This window comes from Halobaculum sp. D14 (assembly GCF_051195135.1).
In the GTDB taxonomy this organism is placed as follows: Archaea; Halobacteriota; Halobacteria; order Halobacteriales; family Haloferacaceae; genus JBNTKA01.
Genome location: NZ_JBNTKA010000001.1, coordinates 1,057,064 through 1,081,010, shown reverse-complemented (window position 1 = coordinate 1,081,010; position 23,947 = coordinate 1,057,064). Strand labels below are relative to the sequence as shown.

Annotated in this window: 22 protein-coding genes; 9 read left to right on the top strand and 13 right to left on the bottom strand. The window is 68.7% G+C overall.

All coding sequences use genetic code 11. The annotated features are described in order from the left end of the window. Nucleotides 1–75: 75 nt before the first annotated feature. The gene (dinB, locus tag ACQUST_RS05565; RefSeq protein ID WP_435125974.1) at nt 76–1,461 is read right to left on the bottom strand and encodes a DNA polymerase IV; all 1,386 of its coding nucleotides are present in this window, start codon (nt 1,459–1,461) and stop codon (nt 76–78) included. A 145-nt stretch (nt 1,462–1,606) separates the two neighbouring features. Between dinB and ACQUST_RS05560 the strand changes: the two genes are divergently transcribed. Beyond that, a complete protein-coding gene (locus tag ACQUST_RS05560) occupies nt 1,607–2,464 on the top strand; it encodes a hypothetical protein (protein ID WP_435125972.1) in 858 nt (285 codons plus the stop codon). A gap of 143 nt (nt 2,465–2,607) precedes the next feature. Here ACQUST_RS05560 and lrpA1 read toward each other — a convergent pair whose 3' ends face one another. From lrpA1 to ACQUST_RS05545, 3 genes are all read right to left on the bottom strand, one after another. Continuing rightward, nucleotides 2,608–3,036: an HTH-type transcriptional regulator LrpA1 gene (gene lrpA1, locus ACQUST_RS05555; RefSeq protein ID WP_435125969.1), complete on the bottom strand. Its 429-nt coding sequence runs from the start codon at nt 3,034–3,036 to the stop codon at nt 2,608–2,610. Nucleotides 3,037–3,189: 153 nt separating this feature from the next. Continuing rightward, nucleotides 3,190–4,128 (bottom strand): thiamine pyrophosphate-dependent enzyme, encoded by a 939-nt coding sequence (locus ACQUST_RS05550; RefSeq protein WP_435125966.1) that lies wholly within the window; start codon nt 4,126–4,128, stop codon nt 3,190–3,192. 2 nt (nt 4,129–4,130) lie between these two features. Beyond that, entirely contained in the window at nt 4,131–6,023 is a 1,893-nt protein-coding gene (locus ACQUST_RS05545; RefSeq protein WP_435125963.1) for a 2-oxoacid:acceptor oxidoreductase subunit alpha, read from the bottom strand. 321 nt (nt 6,024–6,344) lie between these two features. On the opposite strand from ACQUST_RS05545, the gene ACQUST_RS05540 reads away from it, so the two are divergent. From ACQUST_RS05540 to ACQUST_RS05530, 3 genes are all read left to right on the top strand, one after another. Beyond that, a complete protein-coding gene (locus tag ACQUST_RS05540; RefSeq protein WP_435125960.1) occupies nt 6,345–9,041 on the top strand; it encodes a PKD domain-containing protein in 2,697 nt (898 codons plus the stop codon). A gap of 272 nt (nt 9,042–9,313) precedes the next feature. After that, nucleotides 9,314–9,868: a CAP domain-containing protein gene (locus ACQUST_RS05535; protein ID WP_435125958.1), complete on the top strand. Its 555-nt coding sequence runs from the start codon at nt 9,314–9,316 to the stop codon at nt 9,866–9,868. Between the two features lie 230 nt (nt 9,869–10,098). Next, a complete protein-coding gene (locus ACQUST_RS05530; RefSeq protein WP_435125955.1) occupies nt 10,099–10,599 on the top strand; it encodes a hypothetical protein in 501 nt (166 codons plus the stop codon). A gap of 29 nt (nt 10,600–10,628) precedes the next feature. On the opposite strand, the gene aroC is transcribed toward ACQUST_RS05530, so the two are convergent. The 4 genes from aroC to aroA form a co-directional block, all read right to left on the bottom strand. Further along, entirely contained in the window at nt 10,629–11,813 is a 1,185-nt protein-coding gene (gene aroC, locus ACQUST_RS05525; protein ID WP_435125952.1) for a chorismate synthase, read from the bottom strand. Between the two features lie 95 nt (nt 11,814–11,908). Further along, nucleotides 11,909–13,255 carry a cytochrome P450 gene (locus ACQUST_RS05520; RefSeq protein ID WP_435125949.1) on the bottom strand — a complete coding sequence of 449 codons (1,347 nt, stop codon included), beginning with the start codon at nt 13,253–13,255 and terminating at the stop codon, nt 11,909–11,911. A 114-nt stretch (nt 13,256–13,369) separates the two neighbouring features. Further along, entirely contained in the window at nt 13,370–14,539 is a 1,170-nt protein-coding gene (locus ACQUST_RS05515) for an iron-containing alcohol dehydrogenase family protein (RefSeq protein WP_435125946.1), read from the bottom strand. Between the two features lie 96 nt (nt 14,540–14,635). After that, the gene (gene aroA / locus ACQUST_RS05510) at nt 14,636–15,931 is read right to left on the bottom strand and encodes a 3-phosphoshikimate 1-carboxyvinyltransferase (RefSeq protein ID WP_435125943.1); all 1,296 of its coding nucleotides are present in this window, start codon (nt 15,929–15,931) and stop codon (nt 14,636–14,638) included. 251 nt (nt 15,932–16,182) lie between these two features. On the opposite strand from aroA, the gene ACQUST_RS05505 reads away from it, so the two are divergent. Both ACQUST_RS05505 and ACQUST_RS05500 read left to right on the top strand, forming a co-directional pair. Then, nucleotides 16,183–16,950 (top strand): ribonuclease H-like domain-containing protein, encoded by a 768-nt coding sequence (locus ACQUST_RS05505; protein WP_435125940.1) that lies wholly within the window; start codon nt 16,183–16,185, stop codon nt 16,948–16,950. 96 nt (nt 16,951–17,046) lie between these two features. Then, nucleotides 17,047–17,241 carry a DUF5800 family protein gene (locus ACQUST_RS05500; protein ID WP_435125938.1) on the top strand — a complete coding sequence of 65 codons (195 nt, stop codon included), beginning with the start codon at nt 17,047–17,049 and terminating at the stop codon, nt 17,239–17,241. Between the two features lie 13 nt (nt 17,242–17,254). On the opposite strand, the gene ACQUST_RS05495 is transcribed toward ACQUST_RS05500, so the two are convergent. The 3 genes from ACQUST_RS05495 to ACQUST_RS05485 all read right to left on the bottom strand — a co-directional run bounded on the left by ACQUST_RS05495 (nt 17,255) and on the right by ACQUST_RS05485 (nt 19,391). Then, nucleotides 17,255–17,560, bottom strand: coding sequence for a hypothetical protein (locus ACQUST_RS05495; protein ID WP_435125936.1), 306 nt, complete (start codon nt 17,558–17,560; stop codon nt 17,255–17,257). Nucleotides 17,561–17,617: 57 nt separating this feature from the next. Further along, nucleotides 17,618–18,799 (bottom strand): redox-regulated ATPase YchF, encoded by a 1,182-nt coding sequence (locus ACQUST_RS05490; protein ID WP_435125933.1) that lies wholly within the window; start codon nt 18,797–18,799, stop codon nt 17,618–17,620. 109 nt (nt 18,800–18,908) lie between these two features. Next, nucleotides 18,909–19,391 carry a hypothetical protein gene (locus ACQUST_RS05485; protein WP_435125931.1) on the bottom strand — a complete coding sequence of 161 codons (483 nt, stop codon included), beginning with the start codon at nt 19,389–19,391 and terminating at the stop codon, nt 18,909–18,911. A 145-nt stretch (nt 19,392–19,536) separates the two neighbouring features. On the opposite strand from ACQUST_RS05485, the gene ACQUST_RS05480 reads away from it, so the two are divergent. Further along, nucleotides 19,537–20,277 (top strand): proteasome assembly chaperone family protein, encoded by a 741-nt coding sequence (locus ACQUST_RS05480; protein WP_435125928.1) that lies wholly within the window; start codon nt 19,537–19,539, stop codon nt 20,275–20,277. A gap of 7 nt (nt 20,278–20,284) precedes the next feature. Here ACQUST_RS05480 and ACQUST_RS05475 read toward each other — a convergent pair whose 3' ends face one another. Further along, nucleotides 20,285–20,548 carry a hypothetical protein gene (locus ACQUST_RS05475; RefSeq protein WP_435125926.1) on the bottom strand — a complete coding sequence of 88 codons (264 nt, stop codon included), beginning with the start codon at nt 20,546–20,548 and terminating at the stop codon, nt 20,285–20,287. Nucleotides 20,549–20,692: 144 nt separating this feature from the next. Further along, a complete protein-coding gene (locus ACQUST_RS05470) occupies nt 20,693–21,814 on the bottom strand; it encodes a pyridoxal phosphate-dependent aminotransferase (RefSeq protein ID WP_435125923.1) in 1,122 nt (373 codons plus the stop codon). Between the two features lie 141 nt (nt 21,815–21,955). Between ACQUST_RS05470 and ACQUST_RS05465 the strand changes: the two genes are divergently transcribed. Beyond that, nucleotides 21,956–22,609 carry a hypothetical protein gene (locus ACQUST_RS05465; protein ID WP_435125921.1) on the top strand — a complete coding sequence of 218 codons (654 nt, stop codon included), beginning with the start codon at nt 21,956–21,958 and terminating at the stop codon, nt 22,607–22,609. Next, the gene (locus ACQUST_RS05460) at nt 22,606–23,943 is read left to right on the top strand and encodes a hypothetical protein (RefSeq protein WP_435125918.1); all 1,338 of its coding nucleotides are present in this window, start codon (nt 22,606–22,608) and stop codon (nt 23,941–23,943) included. Before ACQUST_RS05465 ends, ACQUST_RS05460 begins: the two co-directional genes overlap by 4 nt. The last annotated feature ends 4 nt before the right edge of the window (nt 23,944–23,947 follow it).

Genomic DNA, 23,947 nt, shown 5'->3' with positions numbered 1-23,947 from the left:
GCGCCGCGGCCGGCATAAGTCCCACCCTCGGCGTCTGACGGACGTCCGCCGCTCGCCCCGACCGCCGGAGCGCAGTCACTCGAAGTCGCCGAGGTCCACCTGGCCGCGTCGGCGACGACGCCCCGCGCCTCCGTCGGCGTCGTCCGCGTCGCCGGAGTCCGCGGATTCCGCGTCGCCGTTGTCGTCGCCATCACGGTTGCCGGCGCCGCCGCGGTCGCTGTCGCCGTCGCGGTCGGTGCTCGGCCCGTCGTCGCCGTCTCGTGGATGTTCCGTGGCGGCGTCCTCGTAGCCGACGAGCGTCGCCTGTTCGCCGGCGTCGAACGAGAGGTTCGAGACGCGGACGCCGAGTTTCCTGACGGGGTCGTCGTGGAACTCGGCGAGCAGGTCGAGTGCGACCTCCTCGACCAGTTCGGGGTCGTCGACGGGGCCGGAGAGCGACTCGGCGCGCGTGTTCACGTCGAACGGCGGCAGCACGGCCTTGATTCCGATGGTCCGGTACATGGCGTCGCGGCTCCGCGCGCGCTCGGCGACGTCGGCGGCGAGCGCCTGAACGACCTCGCGTTTCCGCTCGACGTCCTCGGTTTCGGCGGCGAACGCGGACTCCCGCGACAGCGACTTGGGTCGGCCGGTCGGCGTCACCTCGCGGTCGTCGCTGCCGCGGGCGCGCTCGGAGAACTCGCGGCCCCGCTCGCCGAACCGGTCGACCAGCGCCGACGTGTCGGCGTCCGCGAGGTCGCCGGCGGTTTCGATGCCCATCGACGCGAGTTCGCGCGCCGTCACCGGGCCGACGCCGTGGATGTCGTCGACGGGAAGCGGCGCGAGGAAGTCGGCGGCGTCGCCGGGTTCGACGACGGTGAGGCCGTCCGGCTTGTCGTGGTCGGAGGCGACCTTCGCGGTCGCCATGTTCGGCGCGACGCCGACGCTCGCCGGCGCGCCCACCTCGCGGCCGATGCGCTGTTTGACGTACCGCGCGAACCCCTCCGCGAGCGTCCGGTCGCCGTCGGGCGCGCGGTCCCACGACGTCCGGTCGGTGACGTCGAGGTACGCCTCGTCGACGCTGACCTCCCGGACCGTGTCGGCGCAGTCGTGCAGAATCTCCTTGACGTCGGCGGCGACCGACTTGTAGAACTCCATGTCGACCGGGCGGTAGTAGCCGGCGTCCGCCGGGTCGGGGGCGTCCGGGTCGTCGGCGTCCGCCGCCGCCATCCGCGGCAGCCGGTCGAGCGCGGCCGAGATGGCCTGCGCCGACTCGACGCCGTACTCGCGCGCCTCGTAGCTCGCCGTCGCGACCGCACCGACCGTCTCGCCCGCCTCGTACCCCATGCCGACGACGACCGGTTCGCCGCGCAGCGACGGGTCGCGGAGCCGCTCGCAGGACGCGTAAAAACAGTCCATGTCGACGTGCAGCACCACGCGCTCCCCGTCCTCCGCCGTCGGCGCGCCGGGAAGCGTCTCCTCCATGCGCGACCGTAGGCGCTCGCCGATGCTTAAGGTTCGCCTCCCGCGGTGAAAGTGGACGGAACTCGTGCTTCGGCGCGGTTCGTGCGGCGGACGCGCTCGCCGCGCCCATCGAAACGGTTAGGACGCCTGAAAGGAATGGGCCGATATGGCCCTCCGAAGCTCCCTCCGTGCAGCCGTCGGTGCACTCGGTCGAAACCCGGTCATCTTCGCCGTGACCGGGCTGCTCGCGCTCGTCCAGCTCCCCCAACTGCTCGCGCAGTGGGCGGGACCGCTAGCCAGCGTCGCGGTGTCGCTTCTGTTCACCGTCGTCTACGTCGTCGCGGTGCCGTACGTGCAGGGCGGCCTCATCGGGATGGCCGACGAGGCGCTCGACGGCCCGACGAGCCTGTCGACGTTCCACGGCGCCGGCGTCAGCCACTACGTCGACATCCTCGTCGCGTATCTGCTCGTGTTCGCCGGGAACCTCGTGGTCGGCGGCGCGCTGTTCGTGCTCGGGATGGTCGCGCTGCTCGCCGGCCTCGGCGGCGGCGCCGGAACCACGGTGCTGGTCGTCGTCGCGGTCGCCGGCGGCGTGTTCGGACTCGCCTACCTCGTCGTCCTGGCGTTCATCCAGTTCTACGGGCAGGCCATCGTCGTCGACGACGTCGGCGGCGTCGACGGGCTGAAACGCAGCGTCGCAACGGTCCGCGCGAACCTCTGGCAGGTCGCGCTGTACACGGTCTTCGTCGGCGTGCTCGGCGGCGTGTTCGGCGTCGTCGGCGGCGCCGCGTCGCTGCTTCTCTCCCCGGACCTCCCGAACGGCCTGCCGCTTCCCGAGGCGACGCCGGCAGTCGCGGTCGTCGGCGCGGCGGCGTACGTCGTGCTCACGACGCTGTTCAGCGCGCTGTTCCTGACGTTCTCCGTGGCGTTTTACCGGAGCATCCGCGGCGACGACGCTGACCGAGGCGGCCCCAACGGCGCTGACGCTGACGTTGACGCCGACTCGGCGAATCCCGCCGTCTGACGTCGCCGGCGGCGAACGGCGGTGTCGCCGGTCACGAACAGTTCCCGGCGTCGCCGCCCGGAGAGAAACGGAACAGGCGAACCGAAAATCAGCGGACGTGACGGCGCCGCGGCGCGCCGCCGGGCTCGACGGCCGAGGTGGTGTTACTTCAGACGCTCCTGCAGCACCGACGGGTGCGCCGCGGTCACGCCGTCGATTTCGCCGATCTCCTCCGAGATGATGCGGCCGAGTTCGTCGCCGTCGGCCGCCGACACCTCCGCCATGAACATGTGGTCGCCTGACGAGGTGAACAGCGCCTCGACGGCGTCGATGTCCTTCAGCTCCCGGGTCGCCTCGACGTAGCGTTCGCTGTCGACGTCGATGCCGACCAGCGCGATGGTCCGCCCGGACAGCTTCTTCGGGTCGACGTCGGCGGAGTAGCCGACGATGACGCCGTCGTCTTCGAGTTGGTTGATGTACTTCCGCACGGTCGGCTTCGAGACGCCGGCGCGGTCCGCAATTTCGGCGTAGGAGGCCTGCGCATCCTCCTCGAGCGCTTCGAGGATGCGGTCGGCCGTCGAGGGTGCACTCATGTACACTACTCTTTTGCGTCCCGGAAAAAATACCTTGCGAAGCGAAAACGGTTGTTTCACGTCCGTCGACACCATCGAAAACACGGCGACTGCGGTGTTGTTGGTGCCTGCAGCACCGAAAATCGTCGCCCGTCGGCCGGACGGCCGACGTCGCTACTTGTGCTTGTCGATGAACTGGTCGTACGAGCGCTCCCACTCGTAGTCGTCGTCGAAGTAGCGCTCCGCGAGCGGCTCCTCCGGCATCTCGCCGAGGTTCCGCTTCTCCTCCTGGTAGGACGGCCGGTCCTCGTCTCTGTAGTAGACGCCGGTGAGCACCTCGCCCTCGTACAGTTTGTCCTCGGTCTCGCGCATCAGCTCCTGGGCGTCAGCGCGGTTCGTCGGGTCGAAGTCGTAGTCGTCGGACTCGTTGATGTCCGTGTACGGGACGTACTGCTTCGCGTCCTTGTTCCACGTCGGACACTGCGTCAGGAAGTCGATGTGCGCGAAGCCGTCGTGCTCCATCGCCTGCCGGATGATGTCCTTCGCCTGGTTCGGATTCACCGCGGCGGTCCGCGCGACGAACGACGCGCCGGACGTCAGCGACAGCGACAGCGGCCGAATCGGCGTCTTCGCCGACCCGTGCGGCTGCGTCTTCGACTTGTGACCCTTCGGGCTCGTCGGGGACGTCTGCCCCTTCGTCAGCCCGAAAATCTCGTTGTTGAACACGATGTAGGTCATGTCGTGGTTCTCCCGGGCGGTGTGCATGAAGTGGTTCCCGCCGATGCCGTAGCCGTCGCCGTCGCCGCCGGCGGCGACGACTTCGAGGCCGGGGTTCGCCAGCTTCGCCGCACGGGCCACGGGAAGCGACCGGCCGTGGATGGTGTGGAACCCGTAGCTGTCGAAGTAGCTGTTCAGTTTGCCCGAACAGCCGATGCCGGTGACGAGGAGCGTCTCCTCGGGCGTCCGGCCGGCTTCGGGCATCGCGCCCTTCAGGGCCTTGAGCACGCCGAAGTCGCCGCACCCCGGACACCAGGTCGGCTGGGGTTCGACGCTCGGCGTGAACTCGTCGCGGTCGATTTCACGTTCCTCACCGATTGCGTTGAATGCGCTCATTGTTAGTCACCTGCCGCGGGGACGAACTTGGTTTCGTGGCCGGGGAGCTCCCCGTCCTCGACGATGCTCGTGACGAAGCCCTCGACGACCTCCTCGGGTTCGAACGGGTTCCCGTTGTACTTCAGCAGCGAGGAGAGCTTTTCGCCGTACCGGCCCAGTTCCTTCTGCGTCAGCCCGCGGAACTGCGCGGAGGCGTTCATCTCGACGACGAGCACCTCGTCGACGGACTCGACGAACGCCTCGACGGCGTCCACCGGGTACGGCGCGAGTTCGCCGACGGTCAGCTGCTTCACGGAGTGGCCGCGGTCGTTGAGCCGGTCGACGGCCTCCTCGACGGTCCCCTGCTGGGAGCCGAAGGTGAGGATGCCGTACTCCGCCTCGTCGGGGCCGTGCGGCGTCAGCAGCGAGTCGCCGTCCAGGTCCGCGCGGATGGCGTCCATCTTCTCGAACCGGCGGTTCACCTGCGCGACCCGGTTGTCGGGGTCTTCGCTGATGTGGCCGGCCGGGCTGTGTTCGTTCCCGGTGACGAGGAAGCGGCCGCCTTTCTGCCCCGGCACGGAGCGCGGGGAGACGCCGTCGTCGACGTCGTGCTGGAACCGGTGGAACTTGCCGTCCTCGGTGTGCGGCTGCTCCGCCAGTTCGTCCTCGGTGAGCGTCTTCCCGATGTCCGGGTTCGGCTCTCGGTCGAAGTGGCTCGCCGGCACGTTCGTCAGTTCGCCGGAGAGCTTCTGGTCGTACAGGACGATGCTCGGAATCTGGTACTTGTAGGCGAGTTCGAACGCCTTCCGGGCGTGGTCGTACGCCTCCTGCACCGTCCCCGGTGCGAGGACGACGCGGTGGGAGTCGCCCTGCGAACTGTACAGGACGTGCTCCAGGTCGGCCTGCTCGGGCTTCGTCGGCATCCCGGTCGACGGACCGGCACGCATCGCTTCGACGAGGACGAGCGGCGTCTCGGACATCTCGGCGAGCCCGAGCGGCTCGCCCATCAGCGCGAATCCGCCGCCCGACGACCCGCTCATCGCCTTCACGCCGGTGTGGGAGGCGCCGATGGCGAGCGCCGCCGCGGCGATTTCGTCCTCCACCTGCTCGGAGATGCCGCCGAGGTCGGGGAGGTTCTGGCTCATGATGGTGAACACCTCGGTCCACGGCGTCATCGGGTAGCCGGCGATGAACCGGCAGCCCTCGTCGATGGCGCCGTAGGCGATGGCGTCTGAGCCGGACATGAGCAGCTGCTTTTCGTCGTGTTCGCCCTCCGGCACGGAGATGTCCGGGGCGTCCACGTTGTACTCCTCGGACACCTGCTCGTACGCCTCGTTGAGGATTTCGACGTTCGGCTCCAGAATCTTCTCCGGCATCGCGTCGGCCATCAGCTCCTCGATCCACTCGAGGTCGATACCCGTGATGGCGCAGGTGGCGCCGACGCCGGCCGTGTTCCGCATGACCTCGCGGCCCTTCTCGCGGGCGAGCGTGCGCAGGTCAAGCGGGTAGACGTGCCAGTTGTTCTCCTCGACGCGCTCTTCGAAGTTCGGGATGTCGTCGGTGTCGACGAGCCCCTCGTCGTAGATGATGACGCCGCCTTCGCGGAGTTCGTCGAGGTTCTCCGACAGCGGCTTGATCTCCTCGTTGCCGTAGTAGGCGCCCTCCTGCGGGTTCCGGGCGAACGAGTCGCCGAGCGCCAGCAGGAAGTTGTACCCGTCGCCGCGTGACTTGACGGGGTCGGCGGAGGCGCGTACTTCCACGTAGGTGTGGCCGCCGCGGATGCGCGACGGGTAGTGGCGATGCGTGAATACGTGAAGCCCCGCACGCATCAGGGCTTTCGCGAAGTTCTGGCTCGTCGAGGCGATCCCGTCACCGGACCCGCCTGCGATTCGCCAGATGAGTTCGTCTTCTGACATTGTAGGTCTTGGCCCCTCCAGAAGGCCTAGTGTCCGGAGGTAGTCCTGCCCCGGTAAAAGACCTTGCTATAGGTTCTCACGGAACTTTCGTGAAGGTTCGGGGCGGAGCAGTCCGGGTTCACGGCCCAGTTCTCGGCGGCTGTCACTACCCACTTCGAAGCACCGACAGCGCGACTCGAACCGCGTCGGTTTCGGGGCAACTCCGCGCTGCTTCGGTTCTCACCCACGAGGCCTTCAACGGCAATTTCTCTCCTATTCAAAGATAATCCTATCCCGAACTAGTTAATATTTATATAGGAACCCGAGACAGAGTGTGTCAGCATGCGATTCGTGCCGATAATACTCGTCGCCCTCGTCGTCCTCAGTCCGCTCCAAACCGCGGTCGCCGTCGCACACGACGGTCACAACGAACCACCGCTCGTCGACGCCGGACTCGACCGGGACGTCCCCGTCGGCGAACGAGTCCTCCTCGACGCCGGCGGCTCAATCGACCCGGACGGCGAACTCGCCTCGTTCAACTGGGTCATCGAAACCCCCTCCGGAGCCACGACGACGCCGACCGACCCGTCCGCCGAACAGACCAGTTTCACGCCGCAGCAAGTCGGCCGATACGAAGTCACGCTCACCGCGACCGACGACCACGGCGCAACGCGGCGCGACACGCTCTACGTCGACGTCGCCGAATCAGCCACCGGAGACACACGAGAGCCGAACGACACCGCGGAAAACCAGCCCCCGACCGGAACCATCGACGGCCCGAATACGGTCAGGCCGAACCGAGAAGCCACCTTCAGCGTCGACGCGTACGACCCGGACGGCTCCGTCGTCAGCTACGCCTGGTCCGACGGCGCACAGAGCCGAACTGTCCGCCGAACCATCGACGCCCCCGCCGGCAGCAGCCTCACGATATCGGTCACCGTCACCGACGACGACGGAGCGACGACGACGATACAGAAACAGGTCTCCGTCCGCACCGAAGTCGCCCCCGCCGACGGCGACCAGCCGAACAGCCCGCCGACCGCCTCGATCACCGGACCAGCACGCGTCGCCGCCGGCGACACCGCGACGTTCATCCTCCACGGCGCCGACACCGACGGAACAATCGTAAACGCAGAATGGACCGCACCCACCCACGGAACCGCGGTCCTCAAACGGACGTTCGACACACCCGGCACCCGAACGCTTCGCGGCGTCGTCACGGACGACGAAGGCGCAACCGCCGAAGCCGCGACGACCGTCGAAGTGTACCAGGACGGCCCACCTATCGCGACGCTCACCGGCCCCGACACCGCACAGAACGGAACCGTCCACCGGTACGGCCTGACCGCCCGCGACCCCGACGGCGGCGAACTCACCGTCGTCTGGAACCCGAGCCAATCCCAACTCGAACGAGACTACTCGCCGTTCACCAACAACGTCAGAATCGACGGCGGCCTCGGCGGCACCGTCCAGGTGTCTGCAACCGTCATCGACGACGAAGGCGAACGGACGACAGTGCTGAAGCGCACCGGCGTTATGACGCAGTACAAACCGGAAAGGTGGCACACTGTTCCCGTGATCTCCGATTTCAGAGCAGCCTATATCATCGACGATCCAAAACAAGACAGTCAAAGTGACACGATACAGCTGGGCACGTACTCCTTCAGTGCGGACATTAAACACGGAGAAGATAAGCTGGTACGAGCGGTCTGGGAAATCAACGACAGCACGACGATTACCCAGAACCTCGGTCGATTCAACGGGACGAAATCGACCTCCATTCAGCACCAGTTTCTCGGCGCGGAGGGAGGACCGATAACGAGGTCCGTCGAGGTCACAGCAATAGACACAGACGGTAACCGAACGACTGAACGGTGGGTGAGCCGCGTCCGCTCCGTCGTATCTGGGACGAACGTCACGTTTAACGCAATATCGGCTACTGGGGAAACCGCAACTGGAGGAGATCGGCTTAGTGTTAACCCAGGATGGGTTGACTTCCGAGTCTGGTCACTCCAGCACTTCCGCGTCGAATTCGGCGACGGTGAAATGATCCAATCTCAAGGTAGCCCGAATATCCTGGAGTTCCAACACGAGTTCGCAAAAGGCGGCGAGTACACGGTTCTACTAACATCCTACCAAGAAGGCCCAGGATACGCGTTTCAGCGGATTTTGGTGGACGTCACTCCGCAAAGCTACCGAGAATATTGGTATGAAATGAGGTCGGGGACGACTCAGAGAATCATCTCCTCATCACCCCCAGAAGGGAAAGACTGGAGCAAAGTCCGGATTGACCATAGTGAACAGTATCTCACAGGTGAAACGCTAACAGTTGAGACTCATAGACGAATTCCGCGGTTTGTCGGCGATGATTGGGTAGAAAATCGTACATACTCTAAGCAGATGACACGGAAAAGGTTCGAAACCGCACGGATGGATCCGGACGGTAGTGGTGATCTCTGGACGCTTTCGGAGTCACGTGTGGATCAGAAGACCGTCGTGTCCTACGAAGATGAGTATAAATGGGTTGAGGCTCAGTTCGGGATACCTGGATGGGAGTCAACGGGAGAAACTCGGTCCCAACGAATCGTCCACGGCGACGGACACACCCACCGGCCGACGCGTCACGAAAAGACGAAACGGACATCTTGCCGAAGTTGGGCGATGGACGCTTCGCGATTCAGGTCACCCCGGCCGGTTTGTACGGCTTGGAACCACTATACAGAGGTCTGGTACACTGGCCACGAACACAACGGCTGGACCGAACATGACGTAGATTATCGATATCACCGCGAAGTCAAACACACTGATACTGTCTGGCTCAACAGGTACGAGAAGAGCGTCAAACAGACGGTGCTCGTTACCGAGTATGCTGAGACTGCCAGTCGGAATTACTGGTTGTGGGAGCGGCCGTTCGGTGGGCCGTCGACACAACATTCACTCAAACGTCCGGCAGACGGTAGCTACCTCCCAGGGTCTCTCAGAATCGTCGAAGTGAAATGCGGCACGGATGAGAGCCATTTCGACCACGTGAAGTGCTGATTCGTTTTTCTTTGTCTATCTAAGTAAACTTATATTAGATGGAGTATGAATAGATTCTAACGCCCTGACGGGTCTTTCGCTCGCCAGGCACCTCCCCAAGATTCATGGACAAAAGTAATTCGTCTCCCCGGACAGTAGAGGACGTTTCCTTCAAAACAGGCGTCCTGCAGGACGACTCAGGCACCCGGTTACTCCCCATATTTGGATTGGCCGTCATACTCCTGAGCTCCGGTTGTTTGGGTGCCATAGGGTCATCAAATAGGACACCAGCGATGCACAGTGAAGTCGCAACTCCGCTGGACGGCACACCTGAGAACCTCTCTGCGAGATTTGCCCACGGACAACCCCCCTCCTCGGTGGATACCCCAGAGGCTCTCGAAAACAAGACAACGAGAGACGACGTGAATGTCACAAAGATCGAACAGGACCTAACACAACGTCTGAACAGGTATCGTCGTTTAGACGATTTGAATCCGCTTGTCGTGGATCCCCGGTTGTCCCGCATCGCGCGTCAGCATTCGTTCGACATGGCGACGAACGATTACTTCGACCACACGAACCCTGAAGGACAGAATTATCGTTCGCGCTTGGAGGATCACAACTACGACTGTTACTACGGCGGGGAAAACATCCAGGCGACGTTCTGGAAGATGGATGGGAAGAAGACGGAAGAGGACATGGCGAGAGAGATTCTGTACACGTTCATGGGTTCAGCGGAGCACAACGAGGTGATGCTCCAGCCAGATCTCACGACGGTCGGAATTGGAATCTACGTCACAGAGGACCGGCGGACGTACATCACGATGGATTTCTGCGGAAGCTTCTAATCACCATGATGGAACCACAGCAACAGACTAGCGTGAGTGATCGTAGCGGTGACCACCCTTCCCCATCTCGTCGGCGACTACTCGCTGTCTGCGGGGCAGGAGCTACGGCGGGTCTTACTGGTTGTCTCGGGCTGTTCAGCACCAAAGAGTCGTCAAGCGGCTCCGAGCCCTACACGACTGTCGATAAAACAGAGACGTTCGGGTATCGAGGAACACGAACGCCGTATCCCATGGTACAACAGACGTATCGTGGTGGTGGGACGCTCGTCATCGCGTTTTTCGATTACGCTCACGAGCCGTCGCTCGTCTGGTGGCGGGAGGAGTATCCAAAACTCACTGATCTCATCGAGAGTGGTCAACTCAGGCTGACGCTGCTGATGTACCCGAAACCGGTGACGCGGTGGTCGGTGATGCTCCCGAGTGCGTTGTTCGAGGTGCGCGCCCAGACAGACCGGCGGTCGGCGTGGGCATTTCATGAGGCGCTCGTGAATCTCGACGGTGACTACTCGCTCGACGCGGTGGCAGAGCTGGCGACGGACGTGGGTGCGGACGGGGCGGACGTCGTTGCGGCCGCGAAAGCGCGGCGCCGCCGGAATCAGGCGTTCGCCGACAAGCAGTTCGGGGAGAGTACAGGCGTCGAGACGCTTCCGGCGTTTCGGCGGGGACGAGACCCGATAGACGGCACGTCGGCTGCGGACATCCGTTCGTTCGTGGAAAATCGGTCGGCGTAATCGTTGTCGTTGTTCGGCCGGGTCGGCGCTTACTCGTTCTCCGGACTGCTGGGGTGGTAGTCGGTGTCGTATTCGCCGGGGCGGTCGTCGAGCCGGTCGGGGTTGATGCGGCCGCCGAGGAGCATGAAGTCGAGCACAGTGCAGTACAGCATGGCTTCGACGACGGGGACTGCTCGCGGCGGGAGCACCGGGTCGTGGCGGCCGACGACCTGAATCTGCTTTTCCTCCCCGGTTTCCCAGTCGACGGTGGTCTGCTCTTTCGGGATCGACGTCGGCGCGTGGAAGGTGAGTTCGCCGTAGATTGGTTCGCCGGTCGTGATGCCGCCTTGGAGGCCGCCGTGGTCGTTGCCGACCGGGACGGGGTCGCCTTCATCGCTGACGGTTTCGGGGTGGTCGCCGTCGTCGAACTCCCAGTTCTCGTTTCGGTCGTGGCCGGTGACTTCGCGGGCGTCGCGTCCGAGGCCGAACTCGAAGGCGGTGGTCGCCGGAACCGCCATGAGTGCGCGGCCGAGCCGCGCGGGCACCGAGTCGAACCGGGGGGCGCCGAGGCCGCGCGGGACGCCGCGGGCTTCGAACTCGACGGCGCCGCCGATGGAGTCGCCGGCCTGCTGGTACTCGTCGATCAGGTCGCGCATCCGCTCTGCGGTCTCCGGGTGTGCACAGCGGACCTCGTTCTCCTCGGTGTGTTCGAGCAGGTCGTCGAACGTGACGGGCGGCGCCTCGATGTCGCCGATCTGGTTGACGTGCGCTTTGATCTGGACGTCGTGGTCGCTCTGATCGAGCACCGCCTTGGCGACGGCGCCGGCGGCGACCCAGTTCACGGTTTCGCGGGCGGACGACCGGCCGCCGCCGCCCCAGTTCCGGGTGCCGAACTTCGCGGAGTAGGTGAAGTCGCCGTGGCTCGGCCGCGGGGCCGTGACGAACGGCTCGTACTTGCCGGAGCGCGCGTCTTTGTTCTGAATCACCATGCCGAGCGGCGTCCCGGTGGTGTAGCCGTCCTGGATGCCGGAGTTGATGACGACTTCGTCCGGTTCGCCGCGGCTGGTCGTGATCATGGACTGCCCGGGCTTCCGCCGGTCGAGTTCTCGCTGAATCAGTTCCTCGGACAGTTCGACGCCCGCCGGAACGCCGGACACCGTACAGCCCATCGCGTCGCCGTGGCTCTCGCCGTAGGTGGTGACTCGGAAGAGCCGGCCGAACTCGTTTCCGTTCATGCGGCCACCTCCGGGCTGGCGAGTATAAAGTCCGGTGAAGGTGGCGGGAACCGCGCCACCGACGCGGGCGGCCTTGCCGGTCGCCGCTCGCCGGCTCAGTCGGCGCGGTCGTGAATCCGCATCCGGACGGGCGACGAGGGCCGGGAAGTGATGCTGGCCTGCAGGTCGAGTTCCTCCGGCGACAGCAGTTCGAGGTGGTGGCGCTGCAGGATGCGGGCGAGGACGAGCTTCGCCTCAAGCAGCGCGAATCGGTCGCCGATGCAGCGGCGCGGCCCGGCGGCGAACGGGAAGTAGCCGAGCCGCGGCAGCGACTCCTCGAACTCGTCGGTCCAGCGTTCGGGCCGGAACGCCAGCGGGTCGTCGTAGATGTCCGGGTCGCGGTGGACGACCCACTGGCTGATGGACAGCGGGGTTCCCGCGGGGACACGGTAGCCGCCGAGAACGACGTCCTCGGTCGGCTCCCGGAGGATGCCGTGGACCGGCGGGAGAATCCGCATCGACTCGGTGACGACCTTGTCGAGGTAGTCGAGGTCGGTGACGCTGCCGAACGTCGGCGCGTCGCCACCGAGCACGTCGTCGAGCTCCTCGCGGATGCAGGCTTCGACCTGCGGGTGGCGGCCAAGCAGGTGGAACGTGAAGGTGAGCGACAGCGCCGTCGTCTCGTGGCCCGCGAGCAGCAGCGTCTTCACCTCGTCGCGCACCTGCTCGTCGCTCATGCCGTCGCCGGCGTCGTCCTCGGCGTCGAGGAGCGCCGTCACGACGTCGTCGCCGGGGTCGTCTCGTTTCTCCGCGACGATTTCGCCGACGACGCGGTCGAGCGTCGCCACCGCCTCGTCGACCGACTGCCGCCTCGGCGTCCACACCCGCTCCGGCAGCGCGTCGAAGACGGAGCCGGCGGCGGCGGCCATGACGTCGTCGAGCGCGCCGCCGATCGCCTCGGTTTTCGCCGCGATGTCGACGCCCATCAGCGCCCGCGCGACGATGTCGAGCGTGAGCCGCATCATGTCGCCGTGGACGTCTCGGACTTCGCCGTCGTGCCAGCGCGCGGTCGCGGCGTCGGTGCGCTGGCGCATCATGTCGGCGTAGTCGGCGATGCGGTCCGGGGTGAACGCCGGCTGGATGAGGTGGCGCTGCCGCCGCCAGAACTCCCCTTCGCTAGTCAGCAGGCCGTTTCCGAGCACCGGGCGGAGCTGCTGTTGGAACAGGTCGCCCTTGACGTACCGCTGGTTCTCCTGGACCAGCACCTGCTCGATGACCTCGGGGTCGGTGAGCAGCACGACGTCCCGGCCGAGCACGTCGAACCGGGCGACGCCGCCGTGCTCGCGCGCGACGCGCTCGCGGAACCCGAACGAGTCGCGCTGCACGTCGAGGAAGGAGCCGACGACCGGGAGGCCGTCCGGGCCCGGAATCGCGTCGGTCGGCCGCGGGGAGTCACTCGCCATGACCGCGCTTGGAGACGGACCCTCAAAGGCGTTCGTCAACCCCGGGCGCGTTCCGCGGGGTTCCGCCGACACGGCTCAGCCTGGTCGCTTCCGTCGCCCCAGTCACTCCAGTCGCTACCAAGCCTGTCTCAGCAGGGCGAGAGCCGCGTCGGCGTCGAGCGCGTAGCCGTCCGGGGCGTTGTCGAGGAGCGAGTCGTCGGCCGTCGCGGCGGCCGCGTCGGCGAGGCCGTCTTCGGTGACGCCGTCGACGTCCCGGAGGCGACCCGGGAGGCCGAGTTCGTCGCGGACCCGCTCGATTTCGGCGACCGCGTCGGCCGCCTCGTCGACGTCGAACGCCGCGAGTAGCCGGTCGGTGTCCGCATCGGAGTCCAGCAGGTCGCGGACGACGGTCGGTGCGACCGCCGCGTGCGCGAGGCCCTGCTGGACGCCGAAGGCGTCGCGGAGGCCGTGACCGAACGCGTGGACGACATTGATGGTCATGTGTCCGGGGCGGGAGATGCCGTACTGGGCGAGCACGACGCCGGCGACCGCGCGGTCCATCGCACGCGCGGAGTCGAACATGTCCGGAAGCCCGTCCACGAGGTAGTTCACGGCGTGTTCTGCGGTGGCGTCCGTGACGACGGTTCGGTGGCGCGAGTACAGCGATTCGAGCGCCTTGTCGAAGCCGTTCATCGCCGACCCCGCCAGCACGGATTCGGGGGTCGTCTCGAACAGCGCCGGGTCGTACCACAGCGACGCCGGCATCAGTTCGGCGCCGCCGACGCCGGTCGACACCACGTCGTCCCCGAGGTCGACGGTGATGCCGGCGATGACGGAGAGGTCGGCGCCGGCGAGCGTCGTCGGGACCGGCGCGGTCGGCGTCAGCGCGCCGCGGTCGTCCGGGAGCGCGATGCCGCCGGTGTCACGGACCTCCGCGCGGACGTCGTCGAGGTCGGCGCCGCGGGCGCGCAGCACCGACGCGACGGTCGCGACGTCCAGGCTCGACCCGCCGCCGACCGGCACGAGGACGTCCGCGTCGACGTCGTCCGCGCGGTCGGCGACGCGCACCGCTTCCCGGACGCGCTTGTCGGGCGTCGTCCCCGCGAACACTTCGACGAGCGCGTCGCCGAGGCCGTCGTCGACGGCGCCCATCAGTTCGTCGTTGCCGGCGACGTTCGACCCCGTGACGACGAGCGCGCGGGAGAGCCCGCGGTCTGCGAGCGCGTCGCCGACGTCGGCGACGCAGCCGCGGCCGTAGTGGAGCGCGCCCGGCTGGTAGTCGAAGGTGAACGGAGCGGTGTTCATGCAGGGAGGTGCGGCCACGCGGCGAAAACGGTGACGGGCGCGGCAGAACGGGGTGGCTCGGCGGAGCGGGCCGGACGGGCGGAACGCGGGTGCGCGTCAGTCGTCCAGTTCGACGTCGGCACCGAGGTCGGCGAACGCGTCGAAGAAGCCGGGGAAGGAGACGTCGACGTGTTCGGCGCCGCGGACGGTGGTGTCGCCGTCGGCGACGAGCGCGGCGACGGCGAGCGCCATCACGAGCCGGTGGTCGCCGCGGCCGTCGACGGTGGCGCCGCGCAGCTCCGAGTCGTCGCCGTGGACGACGAGCGCGTCGCGTTCCTCGGTGACGGCGGCGCCCATCGCCGTGAGCTCCTCGGCCATCGCGGCGACCCGGTCGGTCTCCTTGTACCGGACGTGCTCGGCGTTCAGGATGCGGGTGTCGCCGTCGGCGACGGCGCCGAGCACGGCGATTGTCGGCAGCAAGTCGGGGGTGTCGCCGACGTCGACGTCGACGCCGCTGAGCGCGGACCGCGACACCGTGATTTCGCCGACGTCGCGGTCCCAGTCGACGTCGGCGCCCATCCGCTCGAGCACGTCGACGATGGCCGAGTCGCCCTGCGCGCTCGGCCGCGCGCCCTCGACGGTCACGTCGGCGCCGTCCGCGGCGGCGACGGCGCCGGCGGCGAGCAGGTACGACATCGACGAGAAGTCGCCGGGCACCTCGTACTCGTCGGCGCGGTACCGCTGGCCGCCCGGCACGCGGAATCCGGTGTCGGTCCGCTCGGTCTCCACGCCGAAGTCGGCCATGACTTCCTGCGTTATTTCGACGTACGGCGCGGACTTCAGTTCGGTTTCGAGGTCGACGGTGACGCCGTCGTCGGTGACGGCGCCCGCCATCAGCAGCGCCGTCACGAACTGCGAGGAGACGTCGCCCGGAATCGACACGTCGCCGCCGGTCATCGCGTCGCCGACGACGAGCGGCGCCTGGCCGTTCCGCCGCGTCGACTCCGCGCGGCCGCCGAGCGACGTCACCGCCTCGAGCAGCGGGCCGTGCGGCCGCGACCGCAGGGACTCGTCGCCGGTGAACACGACGAGGCCGTCAGCGAGCCCCGCCGCCGCGGTCACCAGCCGAATCGTCGTCCCCGAGTTCCCGCAGTCGACGACGTCGCTCGGCGTCTCCGGGCGGCCGCCGAAGCCGTCGACCGTCACGGTTCGGCCGTCGTCCGCCCAGTCGACGGCGCCGCCGAAGGCCTCGACCGCGCGGCCGGTCGCGTGCGGGTCGGCGGAGTCGAGCGGGTCCCGGACGACGGTGCCGTCGCCGTAGCCGGCGGCGAGAATCGCGCGGTGCGTGTAGCTCTTCGACGGCGGCGCCCGTGCCCGGCCGGCGACCCGCGACGGCGAGACGTGTGCGTCCATACCTCCGGCATCCGCCCGGGCGGGCAAGTGTGTACCGGACGCGGCGACGCTGCGCCACGGCCGTGAATTGGCCGGACGCGGCAACCGTGCGCCGCGGCCGTGAATTGGCCGGACGCGGCAACCGTGCGCCGCGGCCGTGAATTGGCCGGACGCGGCCGGGTATCCGAACCCTTTAGACCGACTGCGGCCTGAGTGTCACTGTCTTCGCGGCGCTCCCGCAGGTGGGAGCGTCGACTCGAACACAGCAGGCCATGCGAATCCACAACAGCTTCATTCCGGTCGACGGCGTCGGCGAGACGACAGAGCGGCGGATGTGGGAGAACGGCGTCACCGAGTGGGGCGAGTTCCGGCAGGACCGCGCCCCGGGCGTCGGCGCGACCACGGCGTCGCGCATCGAGTCGTACATCGACGAGGCCACCGAGCGGCTCGACGACGGCGACTCGGCGTTCTTCGACCGGCGGTTCCCGAGCGGGGAGCGCTGGCGGCTCTACGAGGACTTCCGGGAGTCCGCGTGCTTTTTCGACATCGAGACGACCGGGCTGTCCCAGGAGCGCGACGACGTGACGACGGTGTCGTTCCACCGCGCCGGCGAGACGTCGACGCTCGTCCAGGGCCGCGACCTCACCGCCGACGCGCTCCGCGAGGAGTTCGCCGCCGCCGACCTGCTCGTGTCGTTCAACGGCAAGCGGTTCGACGCGCCGTTCCTCGAGACCAGTTTCGACGTCGACGTGACGACGCCGCACCTCGACCTGATGTATCCGTGCCGGACGCTCGACCTGACCGGCGGCCTGAAGCCCATCGAAAAGGCGGTCGGCGTCGACCGCGACGGCCCGGACATCACCGGCCGCGACGCGGTCCGGCTGTGGCACCAGTACCAGGACGGCGACGAGGACGCCCTGGAGACGCTGGTGTCGTACAACCGCGACGACGCCGCGAACCTCCGCGCGCTCGCCGACGAAGTCGTCGACCGGCTCCACCGCGCGACGTTCCCGCAGGCGGCCGGCCACGGCGACGACTGACGCCGCGCCGACGGCCGGGTCTCCGACGCGGACGCCGCCGTCTGGCTCCGGGCGCCGAACTTCGGGTTTATCAGTGTCGACGCCGTTGGGTCGGGTATGACTGCGCTGTCGTTCGACGAAACCGGCGTCGACGTCGTCTACGAGGGAACGGAGTTCCGGCTGGAGAAGTCGCTCATCGAGGACGCGACCGAGAAACAGTACGTGGACGTCACCGACCACGAAGTGCTCCAGATCGTCGAGGAGTCCCCGTCGCTGTCGGGCGAACCGCGCCGCGTCGGCGACATCGTCTGAGCGGCCGCGCGGCTCAGCCGAGCCCGCGTTTGTCCGGCTCTTCTTCGAGCGCTTCCGCGCGGTCGACGAGGTGGTCGACGAGCCGCGTCGCCGTCTCCTCGACGGATTCGAGGTCGTCGTCCGCGTCGCCTTTCACGCGCACGGACACCTGGTAGAGCCCGAGTTCGACCTCCGGGACCGTGTCGTCGGCCGACGGGTCGCCGGCGCCGCCGGGTCGCTGTTCGTCGTCGGGTGCGCCGTCGGCGGAAGCGTCGTCGGCGCCGGCGGCGGCCTCTGCGTCGTCACCGGCGGCGTCGCCGGCGGCGGACTCCTCAGACATACGGGTGGACGCTCGGGGCGTCTTGAAAAGCGTGGCGTCTCGCCGAGCCGTTCGGCGTCAGTTCGCGGTGGAGACGATTTTGACGACGTCGCCCTCTTCGAGTTCGGTGTCCTCGCCGATGCGGCGGTCCGCGCGGGCGTCGACGGCGTGCAGGTAGCCGTCGCCGATGTCGGTGTGGACGGCGTACGCGAGGTCCTTCGGGCCGCTGCCGCGCGGCAGCAAGAAGGCGTCCGGGAGGACGTTCCCCTGTGCGTCGGTCCACTTGGATTCGTTCTGCACCGGGTAGGCGGTGATTCGGTCGAGCAGGCCGTAGACGGCCTCGTTCAGGCTCTGCTGGACGCCGGTGCCGCCGAACCGGTCGAGGAGCGACGCGAGCTGGTCGAGCCCCTGCTTTTGGGCGCCGGAGACGTCGCCGGTGACGGCGAACTCGCCGTCGCCGGGGTCGTAGTCCACGACGCCGGCCTCGACGGCGTTCCGGAGCGCGAGTTCGCCGTCGGCGGACGCCGGGACGACGGGCTTGTCCGTCTCGCGGAGCCGCTCGATGTTCTCCTCGGGCGCGATGTCGGCTTTGTTCGCGACGAGCACGATCGGCTTGGTGCGGGCGCGAATCTTCCGCGCGAGCGTCTCGCGGTGCTCGTCGGTCCACTGCATCGGGTCGGCCGGGTACTCCACGTCGCGGAGCACGGCGGCGACGTCGTGTTCGGTGGCGCCGAACCCGGTGAGCAGTTCGGTGAGCGCGTCGTCGATGTCGAACTCCGGCGAGCGCGACTTCCGCTCGATTGACTCCCAGTTCCGGTCGACGATGCCGGCGAGCCACTGGTCCATCTCGTTTTCGACGAAGTCGACCTCCTCGACGGGGTCGTACGCGCCGACCTCCACCGGCTCGCCCTCGGCGTTGGTGGCGCCGGCGGCGTCGACGACCTGGAGGATGACGTCGGCGTTCGTCAGCGCGTCGAGGAACTGGTTGCCGAGTCCGCGGCCCTCGTGGGCGCCCGGGACGAGCCCGGCGACGTCGACCAGCTCCACCGGGACGTAGCGCTTGCCGTCGTGGCAGTTCTCGTTGCCGCAGCGCTCCGCGCGGTCGAGACAGGGGCAGTCGGTGCGGACGTGCGTCACGCCGCGGTTCGGGTCGATGGTCGTGAACGGGTAGTTCCCGACGTCCACGTCCGCCATCGTCGCCGCCTTGTAGAACGTGGACTTGCCGGCGTTCGGCTTGCCCGCGAGCGCGACCGAAATCATACCGGCCCTTCCCGAGCCGGTGAAAAGCCGCTTTCGGTTACACCGCCCGACTCGGCTCGGCGCCGCGCACCCGAACCACGTTCAGCGTCGGCGTTCGACGCCGCCCCGTTCAGCGCCGCCGTCCGGCGTCGCGGGAGTCGCCGGCTGGCCGGCCGCCGCTGGCGACGCCGTCCCGGCCGCCGCTGCTCGGTCCGTCGCCGCCGGCGTCAGGGGCGGTCGCGGCGTCGCTCGCGCGGAACAGCCGCGACACCGCGGCGGCGACGTCGCGGCAGTCGGCGTACTCCATCGCGATTTCGTGAATCGAAAAGGCGGTTCCGTCGAACGCCGGGAGGCCGCGGCTCTCGGCGTACGCCCGGAGCCAGTCGTTCAGCGTCCCCTCCAGCAGCGACCGCTCGACCGGCGAGAGCTCCGCGTCGACGCGGCAGCACCGGACGTACGCGTGGACGAGCGGCGCGACGCCGAACCGTATCGCGTCGGCCGCGGTGTCGTCGTCGGGGTCGAAGGAGTCCCGGCGGCGACGCAGCAACTCGGCGAACGCCGAGACGTCGCCTCGGGGCGGCGGGGCCACCGCACGGTCCTCCTCGCGAACCATACCGGCGACTGGACGACCCGCAGCCGCAAAAATCCCGTGAAAACGCCGGCGGCGCGTCCGAACCGCGGTGCGGCGGCGCAGCCCGGCCGGCAGACCCGGGAGCGCGGCCACCACGCCTTTTCTGCCGGCGCCCACCACGTCCGACATGGTTACCGTTGAGACCGCAGGCGACGCGTCGCTCGACGACCCGATACTCGTCGAAGGGCTGCCCGGAATCGGGCTCGCCGGGAAAATCGCGGCCGACCACGTCCGCGACGTGCTGGACGCGCGGCAGTACGGCGAACTGACCGGCGACGAGATTCCGCAGACCGCGGTGTTCACCGAGGGGGACCGCGGGGTGGCGTCGCCGCTCCGACTGTACGTCGACGAGGTCGACGACGTCGTCGTCCTGGCGGGCGACGCGCCGGTGCCGCCCGCAATCGCCGACGACGTCGCGGACGCCGTGAACGGCTGGGCGGCCGAGGTCGGCGCGACCCCGCTGTACCTGAGCGGCCTGCCGACGGAACGCGAATCGACGGAGGTGCCGGACATGTACGGCGTCGCCACGGGCAGCGCCGGCGGCCGCCTCGACGACGCCGGCGTCGACGCGCCGGAGGTGGACGGCGCCGTGCAGGGTCCGGCGGGCGCGCTGCTCACGGACGCCCACCAGCGCGGCCTCGGGTCGTGCGGGCTCATCGTCGAGACGACGCCGCGGTTCCCCGACCCGGAGGGCGCGCACGTCCTCGTCCGCGACGGCATCAACCCGGTCGCCGGCGTCGACGTCGACACGGACCCGCTGGTGGAGAGCGCAGAGGAGATCATGGAGCAGCGGAAGCGGCTCGCACAGCAGCTCCAGCAGAGCGGCGAACAGCAGTCCCGCGCCGAGCAGACCGGGATGTTCCAGTAGGCGTCCGTCAGTCCCGGCGCTCCGTCCGGCGACGCACCGCCGCAGCGACGACGCCCAGGCCGACGTAGAGGGTGAAGAAGACGACGATTGTGACGCCGATGGTGAGCGCAGAGGAGTAGCCGAACCACCGCGTCCAGAGCTGACTCACCTGCCACGAGACGACCGCGCCGACCGCGGCGGCGACGAGGACGACGAGCAGATGCACCAGCGACGACTCGAAGGTCGTCGCGCCGCGCCAGGCCGACGTGAGCGACTGCAGCGACGGGGACATACCGGAACGACGCCGCCGAGGACACACAAATGTTCGCCCCGGCAGTGTCGCCGGCCGATAGTGCTGGATGCGTTGCCGACGGCCCATACTGGATGCGTCGCCGGCGGCGGCGTCAGCGGACGGCAGCGTCAGCGTACGGCAGCGTCAGCGGACGGCGTCGGCGGCTTCGGCCATGATTTCGAGGGCGTCGTCGAGGCTCTCCTCGTCGGTGGCGTACGACAGCCGGGCGTAGCCTTCGCCGTGTTCGCCGAACGCCTCGCCGGGGACGACGACGACGCCGCGGTCGATGCACTCGTCGACGAAGCCGTCGGGCACCTTCGGCATCGCGTAGAAGGCGCCCTGCGGCGTCGGGCACTCCAGGCCGGCGTCCGCGAGGCCGTCGAGCACGAGGTCGCGGCGGCGCTCGTAGCTGTCGCGCATCTCGTCGACGACGCCCTGCGGCCCGGTGAGCGCGGCCTCAGCGGCGTACTGCGACGGCGCCGACGCGCACGCCTGCGCGTACTGGTGGACGCGGAGCATCCGGTCGACGCGCTCGGTCGACCCGGTGACCCAGCCGAGCCGCCAGCCGGTCATCGAGTACGCCTTCGAGCAGGCGTTCACGACGACGACGTTGTCGGACTCCGCGTACTCCATCGGCGAGTGGTGCGCGCCGTCGAACACGAAGTGTTCGTACACCTCGTCGGAGATGCACAGCACGTCGTGTTCGTCGGCGATGCGGGCGAACTCGCGGACGTCGTCCTCGGAGGCGACGGCGCCCGTCGGGTTCGCCGGCGAGTTCACGACGAACGCCGCCGTGTCGTCGGTGATGTGCTCTTCGACGGTCTCGGGGTCGAGCGTCAGGTCGTCGCGGAGCGGCACCGGCGTCGGGTCGCCGCCGGCGAGTTTTGTGAGCGCGTCGTACGAGACGAACCCAGGGTCGGGGAAGATGACCTCGTCGCCGGCGTCGACGTGCGCCTCGATGGCGACGTGGAGCGCCTCGCTCCCGCCGGCGGTGGCGATGACGTCGCCGGCGTCGACGGCGACGCCCTGGTCGCGTTCGTGTTTCGCGGCGATGGCCTCCCGGAGCGACTCGGTGCCCTTGTTCGACGTGTAGCCGTCGACGACGCCGGACTCGACGGCGTCGACGGCGGCGTCGCGGACGTGCTCGGGCGTCGGGAAGTCCGGCTGGCCGAGGCCGAGGTTGATGGCGTCCTCGCCGGCCGCCTCGAACACCTCCCGAATCCCGCTGATAGAGATGCGCTCTACGCGCGCTGAGAACCCAGTCATGGTTGAATCCCGGACTCCGGCCGAGTTAGGCGTTTCCCCTCCGGAACCCGGCCGGCGGCGCACGGTTCACGGCCGCCCCGGCGGCTCCGAACGGTCGCTCCGTAACGTCTTTCCACCGCCGCGGTGACGGTCCGACGACGAATGCCCCCGTTCACCCGCAGACGCGCCCTCCGCACAGCCGCAGGGCTAACCACGGGCTTAGCAGCCGCGCTCGCCGGCTGCGGCGCCGAGTCGCGCGACAGCCCGACGCCGACAGTGGCGGCCCGCCCCGGGAAGCCGAACGCCGACGCGTCGCCGCCGACGTACCGTCTCCGGGCGGCAGCGCCCGACCCGCTCGTCTGGCTCCGCGACGAGACCACCGAAGACGGCGGGGCGACGCCCGAGAACCACCGGAACTACCTGCTCGTGGACTCCCGAAGCCGCGCCGACCGCGTCGAGTTCGCCGCCGTCGACGGCCGCGACGGCGCCCGCCGGTTCATCGACGAGACCGACTTCTCCTCGGAGTCCGTCTGGGTGGAGGGGTTTTCGGTCCCGGAGTGTTACCGCCGCGAACTCTGCTACGTCGCGTGGAGCCGCGACGAAATCGAGACGAGCTACGCGAGACAGCTCCGGCCGTACGACGCCGCGTGTTCCGCCGACGCCGAAGACGCCGCCGCGGTGCTCATCCGGCTCCCCGCGGCGCTCGACCACGAACAGCTTCGCGGCTACGGCTCGTCCGTGTCGAGCGGCGAGTGTCACGTCCCGGAACGGCTCCGGAACGGCACCGAGACCGCGGCGACGGAGGCAGACAGATGACCGGGAGCGACCGGCGGCTCGACACGGACCCGGCGACCGCGGTGACGCGCCGAGGGCTTCTGGGTGCCGTCGGCGCGGCGAGCACCGCCGCGCTCGCCGGCTGCGGCGGCGTCGAGAACCCGCTGCAGTCCGAGCCGCGGCTGGACGCCGACCGCCTCCGGAAGATGGTGTCGTCGTCGCCGCCGCGCGTGTTCCGGCCGCTCCCCGTCCGCGTCGAACAGTCACACCTCGACGACGCCGTCGCCCGCGCCCGCGAACTGCTCGCGGACGTCCCGGCGTCGCTCACCGAGGCGCAGGTGCCGAACGGCGTCGTCCGCGAGCGGCTCGCGCGGGTCCGCGACGAGGCGCGCGCCGGAATCGAGGACGCCGCGTCGGCCCGGACTCGCCGTGAAGCGATGGCGGCGGCGCGACGGGCCCGCGAGTGCGCCGCCGAGGCACGTGGCACCTGGGCGGCCATCGACGGCGACCTCACCGCCGAGCGGGCCGCCGAGCGAGCCGCGCCGGTGCGCGACCGACTCGCCGCCGCCCGCGACGACCACCGGTACGCCGGCGGCGACCCGGCCGCCGCGCTGGTCGTCCACGCGCTCGTCGAGGAACTGTTCGGCCGCGCCGACGAGGCGCTCATGGACGCCGTCCAGGGCGACGTCCGCGCGGAGACGAGCGTGCTCGCGGTCGGCGCCGTCGCCGGACTGGTCGAGCGCGCCCGCGCCTCCGTCGACGACGCCGCGTACGTCGCCGACCGATACCGGGCGTCGCTGTCGGCGGCGACGACGCTGCGAGAGCGGTTCCGGGTCGCGAGCGAGCGGCTCGTCGACGCCGCGAACACCCGGGCGCCGACGTCTCGGACGCCCGCCGGGATTCCGAAGCGGCTCCGCGAAACCCCGTCGGCGTGGGCGCTCGAAAGCCTCCACTTCGACGCCGCAGACGACGACTGGGCCGCGGAACTCCGGCGGGACGGCGAGCCGGCGCGAGCCGTCGTCGCCGCCCAGAGCCGGCTCGTCGCCGTCACGGCCTACGACGGCCTCAAGTCGGCGATGCAGCGCGACGACTACGAGCCGATACGGACCGCAGACCGCGTCGCCGGGATTCGGAGCGACGCGGTCGACGCGGCGACCCGGTGGCGGCGCGACGACGCCCACCGGCTCCTCGAACGGCACGAGGCCGCCGAGTACGACCGGCTGGTTCGGTACGCCGACAGCGAGTTCACCGACCTCGACGAGGACCCGAAGCTGTCGTGGGTCGCCTCCGACGTCGCCCGGTACGTCGAGGCGAAGTGGCTGCTCGAATCGGTGTACGGGACGGCGCCGACCGTCTCGGACGCCATCCGCTCGTGACGCC

Bases quoted from the DNA above. Each gene is read 5' to 3' on its own strand.
- dinB (WP_435125974.1), bottom strand. From the start codon at position 1,461: ATGGAGGAGACGCTTCCCGGCGCGCCGACGGCGGAGGACGGGGAGCGC.
- ACQUST_RS05560 (WP_435125972.1), top strand. From the start codon at position 1,607: ATGGCCCTCCGAAGCTCCCTCCGTGCAGCCGTCGGTGCACTCGGTCGA.
- lrpA1 (WP_435125969.1), bottom strand. From the start codon at position 3,036: ATGAGTGCACCCTCGACGGCCGACCGCATCCTCGAAGCGCTCGAGGAG.
- ACQUST_RS05550 (WP_435125966.1), bottom strand. From the start codon at position 4,128: ATGAGCGCATTCAACGCAATCGGTGAGGAACGTGAAATCGACCGCGAC.
- ACQUST_RS05545 (WP_435125963.1), bottom strand. From the start codon at position 6,023: ATGTCAGAAGACGAACTCATCTGGCGAATCGCAGGCGGGTCCGGTGAC.
- ACQUST_RS05540 (WP_435125960.1), top strand. From the start codon at position 6,345: ATGCGATTCGTGCCGATAATACTCGTCGCCCTCGTCGTCCTCAGTCCG.
- ACQUST_RS05535 (WP_435125958.1), top strand. From the start codon at position 9,314: ATGCACAGTGAAGTCGCAACTCCGCTGGACGGCACACCTGAGAACCTC.
- ACQUST_RS05530 (WP_435125955.1), top strand. From the start codon at position 10,099: ATGGTACAACAGACGTATCGTGGTGGTGGGACGCTCGTCATCGCGTTT.
- aroC (WP_435125952.1), bottom strand. From the start codon at position 11,813: ATGAACGGAAACGAGTTCGGCCGGCTCTTCCGAGTCACCACCTACGGC.
- ACQUST_RS05520 (WP_435125949.1), bottom strand. From the start codon at position 13,255: ATGGCGAGTGACTCCCCGCGGCCGACCGACGCGATTCCGGGCCCGGAC.
- ACQUST_RS05515 (WP_435125946.1), bottom strand. From the start codon at position 14,539: ATGAACACCGCTCCGTTCACCTTCGACTACCAGCCGGGCGCGCTCCAC.
- aroA (WP_435125943.1), bottom strand. From the start codon at position 15,931: ATGGACGCACACGTCTCGCCGTCGCGGGTCGCCGGCCGGGCACGGGCG.
- ACQUST_RS05505 (WP_435125940.1), top strand. From the start codon at position 16,183: ATGCGAATCCACAACAGCTTCATTCCGGTCGACGGCGTCGGCGAGACG.
- ACQUST_RS05500 (WP_435125938.1), top strand. From the start codon at position 17,047: ATGACTGCGCTGTCGTTCGACGAAACCGGCGTCGACGTCGTCTACGAG.
- ACQUST_RS05495 (WP_435125936.1), bottom strand. From the start codon at position 17,560: ATGTCTGAGGAGTCCGCCGCCGGCGACGCCGCCGGTGACGACGCAGAG.
- ACQUST_RS05490 (WP_435125933.1), bottom strand. From the start codon at position 18,799: ATGATTTCGGTCGCGCTCGCGGGCAAGCCGAACGCCGGCAAGTCCACG.
- ACQUST_RS05485 (WP_435125931.1), bottom strand. From the start codon at position 19,391: ATGGTTCGCGAGGAGGACCGTGCGGTGGCCCCGCCGCCCCGAGGCGAC.
- ACQUST_RS05480 (WP_435125928.1), top strand. From the start codon at position 19,537: ATGGTTACCGTTGAGACCGCAGGCGACGCGTCGCTCGACGACCCGATA.
- ACQUST_RS05475 (WP_435125926.1), bottom strand. From the start codon at position 20,548: ATGTCCCCGTCGCTGCAGTCGCTCACGTCGGCCTGGCGCGGCGCGACG.
- ACQUST_RS05470 (WP_435125923.1), bottom strand. From the start codon at position 21,814: ATGACTGGGTTCTCAGCGCGCGTAGAGCGCATCTCTATCAGCGGGATT.
- ACQUST_RS05465 (WP_435125921.1), top strand. From the start codon at position 21,956: ATGCCCCCGTTCACCCGCAGACGCGCCCTCCGCACAGCCGCAGGGCTA.
- ACQUST_RS05460 (WP_435125918.1), top strand. From the start codon at position 22,606: ATGACCGGGAGCGACCGGCGGCTCGACACGGACCCGGCGACCGCGGTG.